23 protein-coding genes are annotated in these 18,876 nt (G+C 71.7%); 8 read left to right on the top strand and 15 right to left on the bottom strand.

Annotated elements, in window-relative coordinates; translation table 11 throughout:
- The first annotated feature begins 70 nt into the window (after nt 1-70).
- Complete coding sequence (locus ACLJOU_RS04445; protein WP_410563351.1) at nt 71-706, top strand: MBL fold metallo-hydrolase; 636 nt, start codon at nt 71-73, stop codon at nt 704-706.
- Here ACLJOU_RS04445 and ACLJOU_RS04440 read toward each other — a convergent pair.
- From ACLJOU_RS04440 to ACLJOU_RS04430, 3 genes are all read right to left on the bottom strand, one after another.
- Nucleotides 703-1,398, bottom strand: coding sequence for a DUF2334 domain-containing protein (locus ACLJOU_RS04440; RefSeq protein WP_410563349.1), 696 nt, complete (start codon nt 1,396-1,398; stop codon nt 703-705). The genes ACLJOU_RS04445 and ACLJOU_RS04440 overlap by 4 nt on opposite strands.
- A gap of 74 nt (nt 1,399-1,472) precedes the next feature.
- Nucleotides 1,473-1,937: an NADPH-dependent FMN reductase gene (locus tag ACLJOU_RS04435; RefSeq protein WP_410563347.1), complete on the bottom strand. Its 465-nt coding sequence runs from the start codon at nt 1,935-1,937 to the stop codon at nt 1,473-1,475.
- Complete coding sequence (locus ACLJOU_RS04430) at nt 1,858-2,862, bottom strand: phosphoribosylaminoimidazolesuccinocarboxamide synthase (protein WP_410563345.1); 1,005 nt, start codon at nt 2,860-2,862, stop codon at nt 1,858-1,860. Before ACLJOU_RS04430 ends, ACLJOU_RS04435 begins: the two co-directional genes overlap by 80 nt.
- Before the next feature lie 47 nt (nt 2,863-2,909).
- Between ACLJOU_RS04430 and ACLJOU_RS04425 the strand changes: the two genes are divergently transcribed.
- Nucleotides 2,910-3,716: an S-adenosyl-l-methionine hydroxide adenosyltransferase family protein gene (locus ACLJOU_RS04425; protein WP_410564721.1), complete on the top strand. Its 807-nt coding sequence runs from the start codon at nt 2,910-2,912 to the stop codon at nt 3,714-3,716.
- Here ACLJOU_RS04425 and ACLJOU_RS04420 read toward each other — a convergent pair.
- From ACLJOU_RS04420 to ACLJOU_RS04380, 9 genes are all read right to left on the bottom strand, one after another.
- Complete coding sequence (locus ACLJOU_RS04420) at nt 3,599-4,480, bottom strand: MOSC domain-containing protein (protein WP_410563342.1); 882 nt, start codon at nt 4,478-4,480, stop codon at nt 3,599-3,601. The genes ACLJOU_RS04425 and ACLJOU_RS04420 overlap by 118 nt on opposite strands.
- Before the next feature lie 43 nt (nt 4,481-4,523).
- Nucleotides 4,524-5,264, bottom strand: coding sequence for an amino acid ABC transporter ATP-binding protein (locus ACLJOU_RS04415; protein ID WP_410563340.1), 741 nt, complete (start codon nt 5,262-5,264; stop codon nt 4,524-4,526).
- Nucleotides 5,261-6,025 carry an amino acid ABC transporter permease gene (locus ACLJOU_RS04410; RefSeq protein WP_410563339.1) on the bottom strand — a complete coding sequence of 255 codons (765 nt, stop codon included), beginning with the start codon at nt 6,023-6,025 and terminating at the stop codon, nt 5,261-5,263. The genes ACLJOU_RS04415 and ACLJOU_RS04410 overlap by 4 nt, the downstream gene beginning before the upstream one ends.
- Before the next feature lie 6 nt (nt 6,026-6,031).
- Nucleotides 6,032-6,814 (bottom strand): ABC transporter substrate-binding protein, encoded by a 783-nt coding sequence (locus ACLJOU_RS04405; RefSeq protein WP_410563337.1) that lies wholly within the window; start codon nt 6,812-6,814, stop codon nt 6,032-6,034.
- Between the two features lie 7 nt (nt 6,815-6,821).
- Entirely contained in the window at nt 6,822-7,589 is a 768-nt protein-coding gene (locus tag ACLJOU_RS04400) for an ABC transporter substrate-binding protein (RefSeq protein ID WP_410563335.1), read from the bottom strand.
- Nucleotide 7,590: 1 nt separating this feature from the next.
- Nucleotides 7,591-8,442, bottom strand: coding sequence for a transporter substrate-binding domain-containing protein (locus ACLJOU_RS04395; protein WP_410563332.1), 852 nt, complete (start codon nt 8,440-8,442; stop codon nt 7,591-7,593).
- Between the two features lie 150 nt (nt 8,443-8,592).
- Entirely contained in the window at nt 8,593-10,020 is a 1,428-nt protein-coding gene (purB, locus tag ACLJOU_RS04390) for an adenylosuccinate lyase (protein WP_410563330.1), read from the bottom strand.
- Between the two features lie 46 nt (nt 10,021-10,066).
- Nucleotides 10,067-11,212, bottom strand: coding sequence for a galactonate dehydratase (dgoD, locus tag ACLJOU_RS04385; protein WP_410563328.1), 1,146 nt, complete (start codon nt 11,210-11,212; stop codon nt 10,067-10,069).
- Nucleotides 11,213-11,252: 40 nt separating this feature from the next.
- Nucleotides 11,253-11,930, bottom strand: coding sequence for an SDR family NAD(P)-dependent oxidoreductase (locus ACLJOU_RS04380; protein ID WP_410563325.1), 678 nt, complete (start codon nt 11,928-11,930; stop codon nt 11,253-11,255).
- A 66-nt stretch (nt 11,931-11,996) separates the two neighbouring features.
- On the opposite strand from ACLJOU_RS04380, the gene ACLJOU_RS04375 reads away from it, so the two are divergent.
- The 3 genes from ACLJOU_RS04375 to ACLJOU_RS04365 are packed head-to-tail and all read left to right on the top strand — an operon-like array spanning nt 11,997 to nt 14,363.
- Entirely contained in the window at nt 11,997-12,614 is a 618-nt protein-coding gene (locus ACLJOU_RS04375; RefSeq protein ID WP_410563323.1) for a bifunctional 4-hydroxy-2-oxoglutarate aldolase/2-dehydro-3-deoxy-phosphogluconate aldolase, read from the top strand.
- Nucleotides 12,607-13,611, top strand: a complete 1,005-nt coding sequence (locus ACLJOU_RS04370) for a lactonase family protein (protein ID WP_410563322.1) — start codon at nt 12,607-12,609, stop codon at nt 13,609-13,611. Before ACLJOU_RS04375 ends, ACLJOU_RS04370 begins: the two co-directional genes overlap by 8 nt.
- A gap of 47 nt (nt 13,612-13,658) precedes the next feature.
- Complete coding sequence (locus tag ACLJOU_RS04365) at nt 13,659-14,363, top strand: FadR/GntR family transcriptional regulator (RefSeq protein WP_410563320.1); 705 nt, start codon at nt 13,659-13,661, stop codon at nt 14,361-14,363.
- A gap of 10 nt (nt 14,364-14,373) precedes the next feature.
- Here the strand turns inward: ACLJOU_RS04365 and ACLJOU_RS04360 are convergent, their stop codons facing one another.
- The 3 genes from ACLJOU_RS04360 to ACLJOU_RS04350 are packed head-to-tail and all read right to left on the bottom strand — an operon-like array spanning nt 14,374 to nt 16,220.
- Nucleotides 14,374-14,967, bottom strand: coding sequence for a TetR/AcrR family transcriptional regulator (locus ACLJOU_RS04360; protein ID WP_410563318.1), 594 nt, complete (start codon nt 14,965-14,967; stop codon nt 14,374-14,376).
- A 34-nt stretch (nt 14,968-15,001) separates the two neighbouring features.
- The gene (locus tag ACLJOU_RS04355) at nt 15,002-15,718 is read right to left on the bottom strand and encodes a hypothetical protein (protein ID WP_410563316.1); all 717 of its coding nucleotides are present in this window, start codon (nt 15,716-15,718) and stop codon (nt 15,002-15,004) included.
- Complete coding sequence (locus ACLJOU_RS04350) at nt 15,711-16,220, bottom strand: SigE family RNA polymerase sigma factor (protein ID WP_410563313.1); 510 nt, start codon at nt 16,218-16,220, stop codon at nt 15,711-15,713. Before ACLJOU_RS04350 ends, ACLJOU_RS04355 begins: the two co-directional genes overlap by 8 nt.
- A gap of 136 nt (nt 16,221-16,356) precedes the next feature.
- Between ACLJOU_RS04350 and ACLJOU_RS04345 the strand changes: the two genes are divergently transcribed.
- From ACLJOU_RS04345 to ACLJOU_RS04335, 3 genes are all read left to right on the top strand, one after another.
- Nucleotides 16,357-17,379, top strand: coding sequence for a threonine aldolase family protein (locus ACLJOU_RS04345; protein WP_410563310.1), 1,023 nt, complete (start codon nt 16,357-16,359; stop codon nt 17,377-17,379).
- Nucleotides 17,380-17,396: 17 nt separating this feature from the next.
- On the top strand, nt 17,397-17,975 hold the full coding sequence (locus ACLJOU_RS04340) for an HAD family hydrolase (protein WP_410563309.1): 579 nt from the start codon (nt 17,397-17,399) through the stop codon (nt 17,973-17,975).
- 85 nt (nt 17,976-18,060) lie between these two features.
- Complete coding sequence (locus ACLJOU_RS04335; protein WP_410563307.1) at nt 18,061-18,876, top strand: SAM-dependent methyltransferase; 816 nt, start codon at nt 18,061-18,063, stop codon at nt 18,874-18,876.

The raw sequence follows: 18,876 nt of genomic DNA, 5'->3' as shown, positions 1-18,876 counted from the left end.
GAGCAGCACCGGCGCCGGCCCGCGCCGCGGGACTAGGCTGGGATCGTCCACCCGTGAAGGAGAACCATCGATGCGTATCGTCCATTTCGGACACGCCTGCCTGTTGCTGGAGACCGGTTCCGAGCGGATCCTGATCGACCCCGGCGTCTTCTCCACCGGCTTCGAGGGCGAGCGGGAGCTGTCCGCCGTGCTGGTCACGCACCAGCACTTCGACCACCTCGACGTCGAACGGCTGCCCAAGGTGCTCGAGGCCAACCCCGGGGCCAAGCTGATCGTCGACCCCGGATCGGCTCCCGAAGCCGAGAAGCTCGGCCTCGAGTTCGAAGTCGCCGACGTCGGAGACGCCTTCGCCGTCGGCGAGACCTCGATCAAGGCCGTCGGCGGGCAGCACGCCGTCATCCACGCTGACATCCCGGTCATCCCGAACATCGGGTACGTCTTCGACGACGGCGCCTTCTTCCACCCCGGCGACTCGTTCTTCGTGCCCGAACAGCGGATCGACGTCCTCGGCCTGCCCACCGGGGCGCCGTGGCTCAAGGCCGGGGAAGCCGTCGACTACCTGCGGGCCGTGGCTCCGCGGGTCGCCGTGCCCATCCACGAAGCGGTGCTCGCCAACCCCGCCATGCACTACGGCCTGTTCGGGAACCTCGCGCCCGAAGGCACCGAGGTCAAGGTGCTCGACCGGGGCGAACCCGCGAAGTTCTAGGCCGCCACGGCGCGCAGCGAACCGTAGGTCGCGCCGAACGCCCGGTTCTCCAGGGCCACGTCCACCGCGTCCAGCAGGGCCTGGCGGAGGCCGGGGCGGGTCAGGTCCGCGGCGGCCACCCCCAGCCGGACCAGCCCGCCCCGGCGGGCCGCGCGCGCCGCCGCCAGCACCAGGGCGAAGCAGCGCACCGTCTCCGTGCGGTGCGACTGGCTCGTGAACTCCTGGACGCGGGCGCGGCGCACTTCGCCGGTGACGAGGTCCCGGACCGCGCCGAGGTCCGCGCACAACCGGAAACCGTGCTCGGCCAGTGCCTGCAGGGTGCCCTGGGACGCGATCCAGCGCGGCGGCGCGAAGCCGTCGACGGCCAGGCCCGCGTTCTCCAACGCCGCCTTCGCCGCGATCAGCCGCAGGCGGGCCTCGTGCGCCGGCAAGGTCGCGAACTCCGCGCGCTTGCCCAGGTACACCGTGCGGTGCGTCGGCGTGACGGTGTGGTCGTAGCCGTGCAGCAGCACGGAATCACCGCCACGGGCGCGGGTGCGCACCCACTCCGTCACCGGGCCTTCGCCGGTGCGGGCGGCGTACAGCACCGAGAGCGGCACTTTGCGGCGGTCGAGCTCGGCCGCGAGGTCGGCGCACCGGTGCAGCGTGCGCGGGGTGATTCCCGACAGCGAAACCAGCAAGCGAGCTTCCACACCCCCATTGGGACGCACGCGGCTGAAACTCCCGTGAACTGCGCAGAACGGGCGGGCGACCGTTGCCGGAAGGGTCAGGCGCCCTCGCGCAGCAGCTGCACGGCCATCGCGATCCGGCCACGCAGGTCCGGGTCGGCGACCTGACCGCCGTCGACGTCCGCCCGCGAGACCGGGATCCGCGCGCACGCCTCCTCGACGATCTTCGCGCCCGCGTACGTCAGGACCTTGCGCAGCGAGTCGTGCGCGTCCCGGCCGCCGGTCGGGGCCGCGACCGAGGACGCGTTGATCCAGGCCACCGGCTTGCCGTACATCTCGCCGCCGCCGACCGTCCAGTCGAGCAGGTTCTTGAACGAGCCCGGCAGCCCGCCCGCGTACTCCGGCGTGCAGATCAGGACCGCGTCGGCCTCCTTCAGCGCGGCCCGCAGCCCGGCGACCTCCGGGTGCAGGGGTTCGCGGTCGTCATCGGGGTTGAAGTGCGGCAGATCGGCAAGGCCGGTGTACGTCTTGCTCGCGGTGAGGGTCGCGACGGTCCCCAGCACCGCCGCATTGCCCGAGCCGGCTCGCAGGCTGCCGCAGATCAGCAGGATCACGAGGCCAGTCTGCCAGCGAAAGCCCGGTGATGCGCTGGTACGCCTCGACGTACCGGTCGCGTGTCGCCGTCACCACTTCGGGCGGCAACGGCGGCAGCGGGGACACGCAGTCCCAGCCGGACGCCGGGTCGACCAGCCAGTCCCGCACGTGCTGCTTGTCGAACGACGGCCGCCCGACGCCGGGCTGGTGGCCGTCGGCGAGCCAGTAGCGCGCCGAATCCGGCGTCAGCAGCTCGTCGGCGAGCACGAGGCCGCCGTCGGCGCCGATGCCGAATTCGAACTTCGTGTCGGCCAGCAGCAGGCCCTGCTCCGCGGCGCGCGCGGCACCGCGGCGGTACAGCTCGAGCGAAGCCTCCCTGACCTCCTCGGCGAGCGCGCGCCCGAGCACGGAGACGAACGTGTCGAAGTCGATGTTCTCGTCCTTCTCCCCCGGGCGCGCCTTGGTGGACGGGGTGAAGATCGGCTCGGGCAGCCGCACCGACTCGGCGAGGCCGGGCGGCAGGGCCAGCCCGCACACCGCCCCCGACCTGCGGTAGTCCGCGTACCCGCGCCCGGTGAGGTAGCCGCGGACGACCGCCTCCACCGGCAGCATCTCGAGCCGCTCGACCAGCAGCGCGCGCCCGCGGACCGCCTCGGGGACGAGCGGGCCGTCCCAGGCCACGAGGTGGTTCGGCAGGACGTCGGCGAGCTCGCGGAACCAGAACACGCTCATCGCGGTGAGCACGCGGCCCTTGCCGGGCACCGAGGTGGGGAAGACGCGCTCGAAGGCGGAGATGCGGTCGGAGGCGACGACCAGGAGGTGGTCGTCGCCCACGGCGTAGAGGTCGCGGACCTTGCCCGTGGCGAGCCGCTCGGGGGCGGGGAGGGGTGTCACGCGCTGAACCCTAACGGGCACCCTCCGCCACCATGGATGATGCTCGCATGGCGTACGACTGGATCTCGGTGACCACCGACTACGGCCTGCGCGACGGCTTCGTGGCGGCCTGCCACGGCGTGATCGCGCGGCTCGCGCCCGCGGTGCGGGTGCTCGACGTGACGCACGAAGTGCCACCCCAGGACATCCGGCACGGGGCGATGGCACTGGCCCAGACCGTCCCCTACCTGCCCACATCGGTGCACGTCGCCGTGGTCGACCCCGGGGTCGGCACCGACCGGCTCGGCGTGGTGGTCGTGGCGGAGGACGGGCTGCTGGTCGGGCCGGACAACGGCCTCCTGCTGCCGGCCGCGCACGCCCTGGGCGGGGTCCGGGCGGCGTACGAGCTGGCGGAGCCGTCGCTGCGGCTGCCGGCGACGTCGGCCACGTTCCACGGCCGGGACGTCTTCGCGCCGGCGGCCGCCCACCTGGCGCTCGGGGTGGCGCCGGCGGACTTCGGCGACCCGGTCGACGACCTGGTGGCGATGCCCGAGCCGTTCGTGGCCGCGTTTCCCGGCAAGCTCGTGTCGGAGGTGCTGACGGTCGACCACTTCGGCAACGTCCAGCTGGCCGCGACCCCGGCGGACCTCGAGCTGTCCGGCCTGTCCGGCGCGGTCACCGTGCACAGCGAGCGGGTGGCGGTGACGACGGTGCTCGGCCGGACGTTCGCCGACGTCCCCGCCGGCGCTTCGGTGCTCTACACCGACTCGGCGGGCCGGCTCGCGGTGGCGGTGAACGGCGGTTCGGCGGCGGCCGTGCTCGGGCTCGGGCCGGCCCAGGAGTGCACGATCACCTCGTCACCGACGGCGACCTGACCCGGCCGCAGCACGGCGGCCTTCATGCCGAACGTGACCCCGCCTTCCGCGTGACGGCGGTAGGTGGCGAGCGTGCGGATCGGCTCCGGGCCGGCTTTCTCGCCGGTCTCCTGGTCGACCATCGGGACGGTGCAGCGCACGCACTGCTTGGCGTAGCCGAACTCCGCCGTGCCCGCGCGCATCGCGCGGACTTCGTCTTCCCGGTGCGGTTCGAGCCAGCCGGAGATGACGACGTTGGGGCGGAAGCGATCCATCGGCACGGGTTCGCCGCCGCGTTCGAGGATGCGGTCGTTCAGTCCGTCCAAAGAGGACTCGGAGGCGACGAGCAGCGCGTGCCCGTCGGCGAAAGCGGCCGTGCCGGGGGTCTCGCCACCGGTCACGCGCTCGTGGTCCGGAGCGACGCCGATGAGGACGGACGGGAGGCCGAGCAGGTCCGAGAACCACTCGGCGGCCTCGGTGCCCTGGTGGATGCCTTCGCCGTGCCAGGAGAACGTCGAACCGGGGTGCCGCGGGCCGTCCCGCCGGATGTCGAGGACGAGCTCGCCCCGGCCCGGCGCGGACAGCGCAAGCCGCTCACCGAGCACCCGCGGGCGGACCGACGCCAGGACGGGATGACGGCGCTGGCTTCGGAAGTCGCCGTCGGGCGCGACGACCTGGAAGACGCGGTCGTACGCCAGCCCGGCCGGGGTGATTTCGGCCGACGGGACGTCGGTGCCGGCACACCCTTTGACCGGGTAGTACGTCAACCGCGCGATCTTCGCCATGCCCGCAGGCTACCCGCGGGCACGGCGATGAAGCGCGACGTTTTCAGAGGACCTGCGAGAGGAACCGCTGCAGCCGGGGACTCTGCGGCTCGTCGAAGATCTCCGCCGGGGCGCCCTGTTCCACGATGCGGCCCGCGTCCATGAAGGCCACCTCGTCCGCGACGCTGCGGGCGAACCCCATCTCGTGCGTCACCACGATCAGGGTCAGCCCCCGCGAAGCCAGGCCGGCCATCAGGTTCAGCACGCCCTTGACCAGTTCCGGGTCCAGGGCGCTCGTCGCCTCGTCGAAGAGCATCACCTCGGGGTCCATGGCCAGCGCGCGGGCGATGGCCACCCGCTGCTGCTGGCCGCCGGACAGGGCGCTGGGGCGGTACGGGGCCTTGTCCGCCAAACCGACTTCGGCCAGACGCGCCCGGGCGATCGCGGCCGCTTCCTCCTTGCTCAGCTTCTTCACGCTGCGCAGGGGGAGCACGATGTTGTCCAGCACGCTCCGGTGGCCGAAGAGGTTGAAGTGCTGGAACACCATGCCGACGCGCTGGCGCAGCTTGTCCGGGTCCGACTTGATCACCGACTCGCCGTCGAGCAGGAGGTCGCCGGAGTCGGGCTCCTGCAGGCGGTTCACGCAGCGCAGCAGCGTCGACTTGCCGGAGCCGGACGGGCCGATGACGCACGTCGTCTTGCCGCTCTCCACGCGGAGGTCCACTCCGCGCAGGACTTCCAGCGTGCCGAAGCTGACGTGGATGTCCCGCAGCTCCACACTGGACGAACGCACCGCCGTCGTCACGAGCTGACCTTCCCGCTGGCGACCAGGTCCAGCTCGTCTCCGTCGCCCGGCTCGCCCGCGCGCACCTTGCGGCCGGTCCGGAGCTTCTTGTCGATGTAGTTGACCAGGTGCGTCAGCGGCACGGTGATCACCAGGAAGAACACGCCCGCGGCGACCAGCGGCGACAGGTTGCCGGTGTTCGCCGCGAGGTCCTGGCCGATCCGGAACAGCTCGCGCTGGCCGGACAGCAGCCCGAGCACGTAGACGAGGCTGGAGTCCTTGACCAGCGCGATGAACTGGTTCACCAGCGCGGGCAGCACCCGCCGGACGCCCTGCGGGATGATCACCAGCAGCATCGACTTGGTGTAGCTCATCCCGAGGGCCCGGCTGGCCTCCAGCTGGCCCTTGTCGACGCTCTGGATGCCGGACCGGAAGATCTCGCCGATGTAGGCGGCGGCGATCAGCGACAGCGCCAGGATGCCCATCGGGTACGGGTTCGTGCCGACGACGTCCCGCGCGAGCGTGCCGAGACCCTGGCCGATCAGCAGGATCGTCAGGATCGCCGGCAACCCGCGGAAGATGTCGGTGTACACCCGCGCCGGCCAGCGCAGCCACCACTTGGTGGACAGGCCCATCACGGCCAGCAGCATGCCGATGACCGTGCCGATCAGCGCCGAGGACACCGACAGGATCAGCGTGTTCAGCAGCCCGGTCTTCAGCAGGTCCGGCAGGACCTGGGAAATGTAGTCCCAGTCGAGGAACGTGTTGATGAAATCGTTCACAGTGGACTACTGCCCCGGCTTGAACTCGGCGGGCACCGGCGCGGTGGGCTCGAACTGGTCGTGCACCTTCACCCAGGTGCCGTCCGCGATGACCTTCTTCAGGCCGTCGTTGATCTTGTCGATCAGGTCCGTGTTGCCCTTCTTGAAGGCGAACCCGTGCGGGATGGTCGTGGTGATCGCCTTGGTCACCTTGAGCTTCGCGTCCGCGTTGTTCTTCGCGTAGTCCTCGGCGGTCGCCTGGTCGAAGACCGCGCCGTCGATCGCGCCGGTCTTGAGGGCGTTGAGCGCGGCGGCGTCGTTGGGGAACCGGACGGCCTGCGCGGCCGGCGCGTTCGAGCCGAGCCACGTGTCCGAGACCGTGCCCTGGACGACGCCGATCCGCTTACCGGACAGGGAGTTCTCGTCGGTGATGCCGGCGGTCTCCTTGGCCTCGATGCCGAGGGCCTGGTAGTTGTACGGCGCCGAGAAGTCGACCGTCTTCTTGCGGGCGTCGGTCTGCGAGATGGCCGAGCTGCCGATGTCGAAGGTGCCGTTCGCGACCTGGCCGAGCAGCGCCGAGAACTCCGTCGCGGCGAATTCGAGCTTCAGGCCTTCCTTGGCCGCGATGGCCTTCAGCAGCTCGTTGTCGAAGCCGGTGTAGTTGCCGTTCTCCTGGTAGGCGTTCGGCTTCGAGTCGCTGAGCGTGCCGACCCGCAGGGTCTTCCCGTCGCCGCTGTCCGAGCCGCCGCCACACGCCGTGAGCGCAGCCAGCAGGGTCACGGTCAGGGCCGTGACCAGTGTCTTCCTCATGCTTCTCCTAACCCTGGAACCCGGCCGGCACCGGAGCGGTCGGCAGGAACTGCTGGTGCAGCTTAAGCCAGGTGCCGTCGGAGATCACCTGCTTGAGCCCGTCGTTGATCTTGCCGAGGAGCTCGGCGTTGCCCTTCTTCACGGCGAAACCGTGCGGTACGTCCGTGACGAAGCTCTTCACGACGACCAGCTTGGCGTCCGGGTTGTCGGTGACGTTCTTCTCGGCGATGGACTGGTCCAGGATGTACGCGTCGACCGCGCCGCTCTTCAACGCGGTCAGCGCGGCGGCGTAGTCGGGGAACCGCACGGCCTGGGCGGTCGGGACCGTGCTCGTCAGCCAGTGGTCGCCGACGGTCGCCTGGATGACGGCGACGCGCTTGCCGGCCAGCCCCTTCTCGTCGGTGACCGGCGTGCCCTGCTTGGCCTGGATGCTCATCGTCTCGAAGTCGTAGGCCGCGGAGAAGTCGACCGTCTTCTTGCGCTCGTCGGTCTGCGCGATCGCCGAGCTGGCGATGTCGTAGCGGCCGGACGCGACCTGCCCGAGCAGCGCCGAGAAGTCGGTGGCGGCGAACTCCAGCTTCAGGTTCTGCTTGGCCGCGATGGCCTTGAGCAGCTCGTTGTCGAAGCCGGTGTAGTTGCCGTCCTTGAGGTAGATGTTCGGCGGCGCGTCGCTCAGCGTGCCCACGTGCAGCGTCGAGGAAGCGCTGTCCGAGCCGCCGCCGCAGGCGGTGAGCGTGAGGACGGCGGCCAGCACGGTGACGATCAGCTTCTTCATGTCACGCCCCCAGGTTCTTCACGGGCAGGCCGGGACCGCCCTGCCGGAGTTCTTTCGACAGCGGGGTGTTCTTGTAGAACTGCGCGTAGATGCGGGCGACCGTGCCGTCCGCGACCGCCTTCGCGAGCCCGTCGTTGAGCTTGTTCAGCAGGTCGGTGTTCTTCCTCGCCACCGCGAACGCCGACGGCGTGTCCTTGTCCTCGACGGTGTAGCCGAGCTCCAGCGGCACACCCGGGTTCTGGTCCAGGTACTTCTGCCCGATGTCCTGCGGCACGACCCAGCCGTCGAGCGTGCCGTTCTTCAGCTGCGCGAAGCCGGCGTTGTAGTCGGGGAAGCGGACGACCTGGGCCCCGGCGACCTTGCCCGCGAACTCGTCCTGCACCGAACCCTGGACCACGCCGAGGCGCTTCCCGCCCAGCGCGCCGACCTCCTTGAGGTTGGCGCCCTTCGCCGTGACGACCGTGGTGAAGCCGGTGTTGTAGCCGTTGGAGAAGGCGACGGTCTTCTTGCGCGCCTCGGTGCTGGAGATCGTCGAGCTGCCGATGTCGAACTTGCCGCCCGCGACACCGGCGAGCAGGCTGGAGAACTCGGTGCCGACGAACTCGACCTCGAAGCCCTCGCGCTTGGCGATGTCGCGCAGCAGTTCGTTGTCGTAGCCGGTGAACCGGCCGTTCTCCAGGTAGATCGACGGCGGGGCGTCGCTCAGCGTCCCGACGCGGAGGGTCTGCCCCGCGGCCGAAGTACCCGAAGTGCCCGAGGTACCCGAGCTGCCCGAGCCACCGCAGGCGGCCAGGGTCAGGGTCAGCGCGCCCGCGGTGACGACCGCGGCGATTCTCGACAGCGTGGATCTCATCGCTTCTTCCAGAGGTTGGCGCGCCAAGGCGCGAGGAAAGCACGTCAGGTCACTGGGTAAACGCCCTGACGCTCCGGTTTCGTGCGATCGAGATTAGAGTTTTCGCCCGTTCGAGTGGATTCGTTCCAGTCCGTGGACTCGTGCGTCAGCTCACAGGATCGGCTGCGGGACGTAGCCCGCCGCCTCGGGGAACCGTTCGAGGACGCGGGCGACGCGCTCGGCCACCTGCGTGACCTGCCGCCCCGCCGTGCCGGTGAACGAGATCCGGTCGGCGAGGAGTTTGTCCAGTTCACCGCGGTCGAGCGGGATGCGCTCGTCGGCGGCGAACCGGTCGAGCAGGTCGTTCTCGGCGCGGCCTTCGCGCATCTCGAGCGCGACGGCGACCGCGTGCTCCTTGATGGCTTCGTGGGCGGTCTCGCGCCCGACGCCGGCGCGGACCGAAGCCATGAGCACCTTCGTCGTGGTGAGGAAGGGCAGATAGCGATCCAGCTCACGCTCGATGACCGCCGGGAAGGCGCCGAACTCCGTCAGCACCGTGAGGAACGTCTCCAGCAGGCCGTCGAGCGCGAAGAAGGCGTCCGGCAACGCGACGCGGCGGACGACCGAGTCGGAGACGTCACCCTCGTTCCACTGGTCGCCGGCCAGTTCGCCGATCATGGACAGGTAGCCGCGCAGCACGACGGCGAGGCCGTTGACCCGCTCGCACGAGCGGGTGTTCATCTTGTGCGGCATGGCGGACGAGCCGACCTGGCCGGGCTTGAAGCCTTCGGTGACGAGCTCGTGGCCCGCCATCAGCCGGATCGTCTTGGCCAGGCTGGACGGCGCGGCGGCGAGCTGGACCACAGTGGACAGCACGTCGAAGTCGAGGGAACGCGGGTACACCTGGCCGACGCTGACGAACCGCCGGTTGAAGCCGAGGTGCTGCATGACGCGGTCCTCGAGCTGGTCCAAAGTGGACTCGTCACCGAGCAGGTCCAGCATGTCCTGCGCGGTGCCGACCGGGCCCTTGATGCCGCGCAGCGGGTAGCGCTCGATGAGGTTGTCGAGCCGCTCGAAGGCGACCAGCAGCTCGTCGGCCGCGGTCGCGAACCGCTTGCCGAGGGTGGTGGCCTGCGCGGCGACGTTGTGCGAGCGGCCGGCCATCACGGTGTCGGCGTGCTCGACGGCCAGTGCGGCCAGCCGCGCCAGGACGGTGGCGACGCGGGTGCGCACGAGCTCCAGCGAGCGGAGCAGCTGCAGCTGCTCGACGTTCTCGGTGAGGTCGCGCGAGGTCATGCCCTTGTGGATGTGCTCCTGCCCGGCGAGGTCGCTGAACTCCTCGATCCGCGCTTTGACGTCGTGGCGGGTGACGCGCTCGCGGGCGGCGATCGACTCGAGGTCGACGTGGCCCAGCACCCGCTCGTAGGCCTCGACGACGCCGTCCGGCACCTCGACGCCGAGGTCCCGCTGCGCCTTGAGGACGGCCAGCCAGAGCTGCCGTTCCAGGACGACCTTCTGCTCCGGGGACCAGAGCGAGACCAGCTCCGCCGAGGCGTAGCGGGCGGCGAGCACGTTCGGAATGCGGGGCTTGTCCGTCACGCCCTCACGATACCTGCGCTGGTCAGCGCGGTGACGGGCCGGGGTTTCACCACTCGGCGAAGCCCCCGTCGTCGTGGCGCCACACCGGTGAGCGCCACGCGTGCCCGGTTTCGTCCGCGCGGCGCACCGCGGCTTCGTCCACTTCGATGCCCAGACCGGGCTTCAGCGGGCGGGCCGCGTAACCGTCCTGGAAGGCGAAGACCGACGGATCGGCGAGGTAGCCGGGCTCGCGGCCCTCGTGGTAGTGCAGGCCCAGACTTTGTTCCTGGATCAGGAAGTTCGGCGTCGCGAACGCCACCTGCAGCGACGCCGCCAGCGAAATGGGCCCGAGCGGGCAGTGCGGCGCCAGCGAAGCGCCGTACATCTCGGCCAGGGCCCCGATCCGCCGCAGCTCGGAGATGCCGCCGGCGTGCGAGGGATCCGGCTGGACCACCGCGACACCGGCGTCGAGCACCGGCTTGAACTCCCAGCGCGAGTAGAGCCGCTCGCCGAGCGCGATCGGCACCGAGGACGCCTCGACGACCGAGCGCAGCGCGTCGCCCTGGATTTCCGGCAGCACCGGCTCCTCGACGAACATCGGCTGGACGTCCTCCAGCAGCCGCACCAGCCGGCGCGCCATCGCGGGCGAGACGCGGCCGTGGAAGTCGATGGCGAGGTCGCGGTGCGGGCCGAGCGCCTCCCGCGCTTCCCACGCGCGGGCCACCGCCGCGTCGGCCTCGGCCGGCGACGCGATCGCCGTCAAGGGGCCGGCGACGTTCATCTTCACCGCCGTGAAGCCGGCTTCGACCTGCGCCGCCACGGCTTCGCGGATCCCGGACGGCCGGTCGCCGCCGACCCAGCTGTAGACCCGGACGCGGTCGCGGACCGGGCCGCCGAGCAGTTCGTGCACCGGCGCGTCGCGCACCTTGCCCGCGATGTCCCACAGCGCCTGGTCGAACCCGGAGAGCGCACTGGAGAGCACCGGGCCGCCGCGGTAGAAACCGCCGCGCCGCAACACCTGCCAGTGGTCTTCGATGCGCAACGGGTCCTGGCCGAGCAGCAGCTCGGACAGCTCGTGCACGGCCGCGCGGACGGTTCCCGCACGGCCCTCGACCACGGGCTCGCCCCAGCCGCTGATGCCCTCGTCCGTGCTGACCTTGAGGAACAGCCAGCGCGGCGCGACCAGGAACGTCTCGACGGCGGTGATCTTCACCCGGGTCCTCGTTTCTGCACGGAGTTTCCACGCGGAGTTCCTACGCGGAATCCTTGGCGGCGGACCAGCCGCCGTCGACGGTCAGCTCGGCCCCGGTGACGAACGACGCGGCCGGCGAGAGCAGGAACGCGATCACGTCCGCGACCTCCTCCGGGCGGCCGAGCCGGCCGGCCGGCGTCGCCCGCGCGCTGCGTTCGCGGTCCTCGGGCGAGATGCGGCTCCAGGCCTCGGTGAGCACCGGCCCCGGCAGCACGGAGTTGACCCGCACCTCGGGGGCGTATTCGACGGCCAGCTGCCGGGCGAGGGCGACGAGCGCGCCCTTGCTCGCGGCGTACGCGGGGTGCCCCGGCAGGCCGAAGTGCGCGTGCACCGAGGACACCAGCACGATGGCGCCACGCCGGTCCCGCAGCGACGGCAGGCACGCCTTCACGGCGAGGTAGGTGCCGGTCAGGTTGACGTCGAGCTGGCGCTGCCACTCGGCCCGGCCGATCTCGTGCAGCGGCCCGGTGCTCGGCACGTAGGCGTTGCTGACCAGCGCGTCCACCTCGCCGACGGCCGCCCACGTCGTCTCGTCGGCCACCGAACCGCGGATCGGCGTGACGCCGCCGGGCAGCTCGGCGACGTCCACGCCGAGCACGCGGTAGCCGTCGTCCAGGAGTTTCCGCGCGGTCGCCGCCCCGATCCCGGACGCCGCTCCGGTCACCACCGCTGTGGGCATCGCCGCTCCTTACTCGAAATCCGAGAATAAATCCTAATTTAGGGTTTCACAAGGTAATCTGCCGGCATGGGTTACCGGTGGGAGATCATGGCGGACACAGTGCGCCAAGGGGTCGTCGGAATCGTGCGCACCCGCGACGCGGAGTCCGCGGTGGCGGCGGCCCGCGCGGCGCTCGAAGCCGGGCTGCGCTCGATCGAGCTGCCGCTGACCAACCCCGGCGCGCTGGAGGCGATCTCCGGGCTCGCCGCCGCCTACCCGGACGCGACGATCGGCGCGGGCACGGTGCTCGACGAGACGTCCGCGGTGCTCGCGATCCGCGCGGGGGCGCGGTTCCTGGTGTCACCGTCGGTGGACACCGCGGTGATCCGGACCGCGCACCGGTACGGCGCGGCCGCCCTGCCCGGCGCCGGCTCGGTGACCGAAATCGTGCGGGCACTGGAGGAAGGGGCCGACGCGGTGAAGGTGTTCCCGGCGTCGGCGCTGGGCCCGTCGTGGATTTCCGACGTGCGGGCGGCGCTGCCGCAGGCCCCGCTGGTACCCACCGGCGGCATCGGCCCCGAAGACGTGCCAGGCTGGCTCTCGGCGGGTGCGGTCGCCTGCGGGATCGGCTCGGCGCTGACCCGCGGCACCGCCGCGGAGATCGCCGCCCGGGTCGGGACGCTGTTGAGGAGCGCGCATGGCTGAGCTGGTCTTCGTCGGGTGCTACACGGGGGACGCGGGGAACGGCACCGGGATCACGACGCTCTCGCGGTCGTCGTCCGGCGCGCTGCGCGAAGTGGCTTCGCTGCCGCTGGAGTCGCCGTCGTGGCTCGCGCGCCACCCGTCGTTGCCGGTGCTGTACGCGGCCAACGAGACCGCGGAGGGCGGCGTCACGGCGTTGGCCATCTCTCCCTCGGGTGAGCTGTCGGTGCTGGGCACGGCGGAGACGGGCGGGGCACACCCGTGCCACCTGGCGGTGACCCCGGACGGGAAGTTCCTGTTGTGCGCCAACTACTCCGGCGGCAGCGTGGCGGTGTTCGCCCTGTCCGGCACCGGCGAGGTGGTCACCCGGACGGCCTTGGTCCAGCACAGCGGCCGCGGCCCGGTGGCCGACCGGCAGGAGGCGGCGCACGTCCACATGGCGGTCCCGTCGCCGGACGGCTCGATCGTGAGCGCGGTCGACCTGGGCACCGACGAGATCCGCAGCTACACCCTGACGTCGTCGGGTGCGCTGGAACCACTGGCGGTGTCTTCGCTGCCGCCGGGCACCGGGCCGCGTCAGCTGGTGCGCCGTCCGGGCACGGACCTGGCGTACGTCGTCGGCGAGCTGGCCGGGACGCTCGTGACGGTCCGCGAGCAGGCGCCGGGCGCGTTCGAGGTGGTGTCGTCGACGCCGTCGACCCTGTCCCCGGTGAAGCCGAACCTGGTGGCCCACCTGGAACTGGCCGAATCCCGCCTCTACGTGTCGAACCGCGGCCCGGACTGCGTGACGGAGTTCGCGCTGGACGACGCGGCCGCGGTGGCGGACCAGCCGTGCGGCGCCAACCCGCGGCACTTCGCGCTGGTGGACGGCACGTGTTACGTGGCCGCGCAGTCGGAGGACGCCATCACGGCGTTCACGCTGACCGCGTCCGGCGAGGCCGAGCTGCGGTACCACCCGACGGGCTCACCGACGTTCGTCCTGCCGGTTTCCCTGCCCTGACTACGTAGGATGCAGCGGTCACGACCGGCCGGCTGAGAGGGCCTCCATTGAGCGAACACCGGCCACGCGGGTTGCACGGCCAGACCGTGGAGACCCTGGCCAGCCGGATCCTCTCCGACGAGTGGGGCGAGGGCACCGTGCTCGACCTGCCCGCCCTGCGCGAAGAGCTCGACATCAGCCTGACCGCGTTGCGGGAGGCGCTGAAGGTACTGGCCGCCAAGGGGATGATCGACGCCCGGCAGAAGCGGGGCACCTTCGTGCAGCCGCGCGAGAAGTGGAACATGCTCGACGCCGACGTCATGCGCTGGCAGACCGCGGCCGCCGACGACCCGGGGCTGCTTGACGAGCTCAGCGAAGTGCGGTCGGTCGTCGAACCCGCCGCCGCCCGCATCGCCGCCGGGCGCGCCACGGACGAAGACCTGGAAGGGCTGCGGGAAGCGCTGGCCGACATGGCCGCAGCCGGCAGTGACCCGGAGGCGAGCGTCCAGGCCGATCTGGCGTTCCACCGGCGGCTGATGGCCGCCACGCACAACAACTTCCTGGTCCGGGTGGAACGGATCATCGCGATCGGGCTGGCCGAGCGGGACAAGGTCGTGCACGGCTCCGCGGAAGCGGAAGACCCCGTGCCGAACCACCGGAAGGTCTTCGACGCCATCGTCGCCGGCGACCCCGCCGCGGCCGAACAGGCGATGCTCGCCCTCGTCGCGAAGGCCCGGGAGGACCTGGAGAAGGCCCAGCGCACGGGGTCGTGAGCGGCGCCGCTCAGCCGGCGAGGGCCGCCTGGAGCATCCGGGCCGCCGCCGCGCGGGGTTCCGGGTCGACCGCGATCAGCGCGTTGACGACCGCGCCGTCGACCAGCGCCACCAGCCGCTCCAGCTCGGTCGCGGTGACCGGGGTGCCCGAGCGGGCGAAGATTTCCGTCAGCAGCTCGTTGAGCTGGGCCGACAGCGTCCGCATCAACGGCCGCAGGTACGGGCGGCGGCCGGTCGCGACCAGCCGTTCGTACCGCAGGAGGACGGCTTCGGCGTCGGCCGCCGGGTCACCGCTCTCCGGGCCGAGCAGCATGTCCAGCACCAGGTCGACGGTCGCCTGCACCCCGCGGTTGCGGGTCGCGAGCTCGTCCAGCCGGGCGCGGCCGGTCGCCAGCTCGGCGTTCGAATGGTGCTCGACGGCCGCCGTGACCAGGTCTTCCAGCGAGTCGAAGTAGTACGTCGTCGACGCGAGCGGCAAGCCGGCCCGCTCGGCGACCGCCCGGTGCCGGACGGCGTCGAACCCGCCCTCGACGAGCAGCTTCGCGGCGGCCTCGACGAGCGCGGCGCGCCGTCGTTCCCCCTTCGGGGTGGTCGCAGCGGTCATGGCCGGTCATTCTGCCAACCGGGCGGACCCGGGCTCAGAAGCGGGGCGCGAGACGCCGGGCGAACCGGTCGACCTCGCCCGCGTACGGCGCCGCCGCCCCCGCGGCAGGCACGCTGACCAGCACCAGCACCCCACCGGACGCGGTACCGGCCCGCGCCGTGACCGTGCCGGCCGGCTGGGACTTGAAGACCTCCGGGATGCCCTTCGGGTACACCGCCGCGGCGACTTCGCCGCCCTCGACCGGGAACCCAGCGGACCGCGACACCGTCGAACAGGCGCCGCCCGGAACGGCTCGGGCGGTGTCGACGTGGCCGGGGAGCTCGCCAGCGAGGGCGATGGCGAGCTCCCCGTCCACCTGTTCGCACCCGGAGGCGCCTTCGGCCGACTGGCCGGTCTTCTCCTCCCCGACACCCCCCTGCTGGGGTGCCTGGGACGAGAAGTTCGGTGACTCCCCACCGACTTCAGGACGCAGCGGGCCGTCTCCCGGTTGCGCGGAGCCCGGTCCGGATCGCGCGGGCGCGGCGTTGTCCTTCGCAGCGGTGAGCGAGCCGGGAGTACCCCCGGAGGTGAGCCCGTACGCACCGAACCCGGCGACCACCAGCGCGGCGGCGCTCACCCCGGCGGTGATCCGGTTCCGGCGCCGCACGGTCTGGCGGCGGGACTCTCGGACGACGTCGTCGCGGGTGAACGTCGGCGACGGCGCGTCCGGCGGCGCGGCGGAGAACAGCGAACGCAGCTCCTGCTCATCCATTGGTCTCCACCTCCCGTTCGAGGACCTGCCTCAGGTTCGCCAGCCCGCGGGCGGTCTGGCTCTTCACGTTGCCTTCGCTGCAGCCCAGCGCCTTCGCCGCGCTGGTCACGTCGAGTCCTTCGAAGAACCGCATGACCAGCACCGCGCGCTGCTTGGGCGGCACCTCCTTCAGCGCCGCGAGCAGGTCTTCCCTGGTCGCGACGAGGTCGTCGAGGCCGGGTGTGTCGTCGGACGGCTCCGGCAGCGTCTCGGTCTGCCACTCCCGCCGCCACGGCCGCCGCGATTCGTCGATCGACGCCCGGACGAGCGTCTTGCGGACGTACGCGTCGGTCGCCGCGCGATCCCTGATCTTCTTCCACCTCCGGTGCAGTGCCACGAACGCCGTCTGCGCGAGGTCGTCCGCCCGGTGCCAGTCGCCGCAGAGCATGTACGCGGTCCGGCGCACGGCGTCCCGCCTGGCGGCGAAGTACTCCGCGAACTCCTGCTCGTCGCGCTGGTCCACGCGCAGTCGTGCTCCGCTCGTTCGTCGTTCGCCCGGGAGGACGGAATCAGGGGCGTCCACGGTTGCACGGACCGGGCGGGTTCGACCACCCGAGGGCTGATTGATCCCCACGACGTGGGTGTGATGTGATCGGTCCGTGACCTTCACCCCGCCCGTACTGGACTTCCGCTCCGACACTGTCACCCGGCCGGATGACGCGATGCGGGCGGCGATGGCCTCCGCCGAGGTCGGGGACAACGTCCTCGAGCGCGACCCGACCATCGCGGTGCTGGAGGAGCGGGCGGCGCACGTTCTGGGCATGCCCGCCGCGCTCTGGGTCCCGAGCGGCACGATGGCCAACCTCATCGCGCTGAGCCTGCACCTGCAGCGCGGTGACCGGTTCCTCGCCACCCGCGGCGCGCACGTGCTGGCCAACGAGCTGGGTTCGGCGGCGTGGCTGGCCGGCGGCATGCCGGACATCCTCGAGCACGACGGCGGCCCGGGCCGCCCATCGCCCGACGCCCTCGCAGCCGCGATCGGGCAACCCGGGCCGTACTTCACATTACGGACAACGCTGCTCTGTCTCGAGAACACGCACAACGCGGCCGGTGGGGCGGTCACGCCCCCGGACGAGCACGCCCAGCTGCTGTCCGTCGCGAAGGAAGCGGGCCTGACCGTGCACCTCGACGGCGCCCGGCTGTGGCAGGCCGCGGTCGCGCTCGAGGTGCCGCCGGCCGCGCTGACCGTCGGCGTCGACACCGTGTCCGCCTGCTTCAGCAAGGGCCTCGGTGCGCCGGTCGGCTCGGTCGTCGCCGGCAGCGCGGCGTTCGTCGAGCGGGCGCGCCGGATGCGGCAGATGCTCGGCGGCGGCGTCCGGCAGGGCGGCGTGCTGGCCGCGGCCTGCCTGATCGCGCTGGACCGCCTCCCGGAGCTGGCCGAATCGCACGAGAACGCCCGGCGGCTCGCCGAGGGCCTGCGCGAGCACGGCTGGCCGACCAACCGGCCCGACACCAACATCGTGCTCGCCGAAGTCCCGGACATCCCGACCGCGCTGGCCTGGCTCGACTCGCTCGGCATCCGCGCGGTGCCGATGGCGGGCAAGGTCCGGTTCGTCACGCACCGGGACCTGAGCGCGACCGACGTCGAAGAAGCCCTGCGCCGGATCAAGACCGGCGCCTGATCTCCCCGGGGGACATCGTGAACTGGATCGTGTTCGACTACGGCGACGTGCTCAGCAAGCCGAGCGCCGCCCTCCCGGACCTCGCCGCGGAGATGGCCGCGCCGCTGCCGGAGTTCCTCGAGGCGTACTGGGAGTACCGCATTCCCTTCGACGCCGGCAGCACGCCGCTCGAGTACTGGCAGGCGGTCGGCGATGCCGTGGGAGCGCCGGTGGACGAGGCGCTCTCGGCCGAGCTGACCCGCATCGACGTCGAGGGCTGGGGTCACCTGGAGCCCTCGTCGAAGGCGCTGCTCGAGGCCCTCTCCGAGGCCGGCGCGAACCTGGCGCTGCTGTCGAACGCGCCGATCGCGTTCGGCGAGTGGGCCCGCGCGCAGGACTGGGCGCGGCACTTCCGCGTGACGCTGTTCTCGGGTGACGTCCGGTGCGTCAAGCCGGACGCGAAGATCTTCCGCCTGCTGCTCGACGAACTCGGCGCCGAACCGGCCGACTGCCTGTTCTTCGACGACCGCGAGTCCAATGTGGAGGGAGCGCGCGCGGTGGGGCTGCGGGCCCACGTGTGGAACGGCGCCGACGCGGCCCGCGCCTGGCTGGACTGACCACTCACGGGCACCGCACGGCCGCCTACCGGACGTGATCTCCATGTCCTAGGCTGAGGCGTCCCCGACTCCCCGGTAGGTGCGCATGGCGACGAGCGAACGACCGTCGGCCCACGTCGACTTCGAGCGGCCGAGCATCGCGCGCGTCACCGACGCGCTGCTGGGCGGGCAGAACCACTACGAGCCCGACCGCGCTGTCCTGCGGCAGCTGACGGCCATCGCTCCGGAAGCACCGGCCATGGCGCGGGAAGTGCGGCAGTGGCTGGTCCGCGCCGTCCGCTACCTGACCGAGCGGCTGGCCGTCGACCAGTTCCTCGACCTCGGGTCCGGCTTCCCGACGGCGGAGAACACCCACCAGGTGGCGCAGAAGTACAACCCGGAAGCCCACGTCGTCTACGTCGGCGACGACCCGGTGGTGGAAGCGCACGGCCGGGCGCTGCTCGTGGACAACGACTTCACGCACATCTGCGGCACCGACCCGCTGAACCCCGGCGAGACGCTCGCCGGGGTCGCGCAGTTCATCGACTTCGACCGGCCCGCCGGGCTCGTGCTCTGCGGGGTCGTCGACCACATCGCCGACCTTCAGCAGGCGCAGCAGGTGGTCAAGTCCTACGTCGGCGCGCTGGCGCCGGGCTCGTACCTGCTCCTGCTGCACCAGCACGACCCGGCCGACGGCTCCGAGGCGGCCGCCGTCGCGGCGTCCCTGCAGGACCGCTTCGGCCGCACCGGCCTCGACACGTGTTACCGGGCGCGGCCCGAGATCATGTCGTTCTTCGACGGCCTCGACCTGCTCGAACCCGGGCTGACCGCACCGCACGAGTGGTGGCCGGACGGCCCGCGCCTGGCGCCGCTGACGCCGGTCAACTGGACGGCGCTCGGCGGCGTGGCGCGGATCCCCTGA

Source organism: Amycolatopsis sp. cmx-4-61 (assembly GCF_046548775.1).
Lineage (GTDB): Bacteria > Actinomycetota > Actinomycetes > Mycobacteriales > Pseudonocardiaceae > Amycolatopsis.
This window is presented reverse-complemented; position numbering and strand designations above follow the sequence as displayed.

Excerpts from the sequence above, each read along its gene's own strand:
- ACLJOU_RS04445 (WP_410563351.1), top strand. The coding sequence starts at position 71 with ATGCGTATCGTCCATTTCGGACACGCCTGCCTGTTGCTGGAGACCGGT.
- ACLJOU_RS04425 (WP_410564721.1), top strand. The coding sequence starts at position 2,910 with ATGGCGTACGACTGGATCTCGGTGACCACCGACTACGGCCTGCGCGAC.
- ACLJOU_RS04420 (WP_410563342.1), bottom strand. The coding sequence starts at position 4,480 with ATGGCGAAGATCGCGCGGTTGACGTACTACCCGGTCAAAGGGTGTGCC.
- ACLJOU_RS04405 (WP_410563337.1), bottom strand. The coding sequence starts at position 6,814 with ATGAGGAAGACACTGGTCACGGCCCTGACCGTGACCCTGCTGGCTGCG.
- ACLJOU_RS04400 (WP_410563335.1), bottom strand. The coding sequence starts at position 7,589 with ATGAAGAAGCTGATCGTCACCGTGCTGGCCGCCGTCCTCACGCTCACC.
- ACLJOU_RS04395 (WP_410563332.1), bottom strand. The coding sequence starts at position 8,442 with ATGAGATCCACGCTGTCGAGAATCGCCGCGGTCGTCACCGCGGGCGCG.
- ACLJOU_RS04380 (WP_410563325.1), bottom strand. The coding sequence starts at position 11,930 with ATGCCCACAGCGGTGGTGACCGGAGCGGCGTCCGGGATCGGGGCGGCG.
- ACLJOU_RS04375 (WP_410563323.1), top strand. The coding sequence starts at position 11,997 with ATGGGTTACCGGTGGGAGATCATGGCGGACACAGTGCGCCAAGGGGTC.
- ACLJOU_RS04370 (WP_410563322.1), top strand. The coding sequence starts at position 12,607 with ATGGCTGAGCTGGTCTTCGTCGGGTGCTACACGGGGGACGCGGGGAAC.
- ACLJOU_RS04360 (WP_410563318.1), bottom strand. The coding sequence starts at position 14,967 with ATGACCGCTGCGACCACCCCGAAGGGGGAACGACGGCGCGCCGCGCTC.
- ACLJOU_RS04355 (WP_410563316.1), bottom strand. The coding sequence starts at position 15,718 with ATGGATGAGCAGGAGCTGCGTTCGCTGTTCTCCGCCGCGCCGCCGGAC.
- ACLJOU_RS04335 (WP_410563307.1), top strand. The coding sequence starts at position 18,061 with ATGGCGACGAGCGAACGACCGTCGGCCCACGTCGACTTCGAGCGGCCG.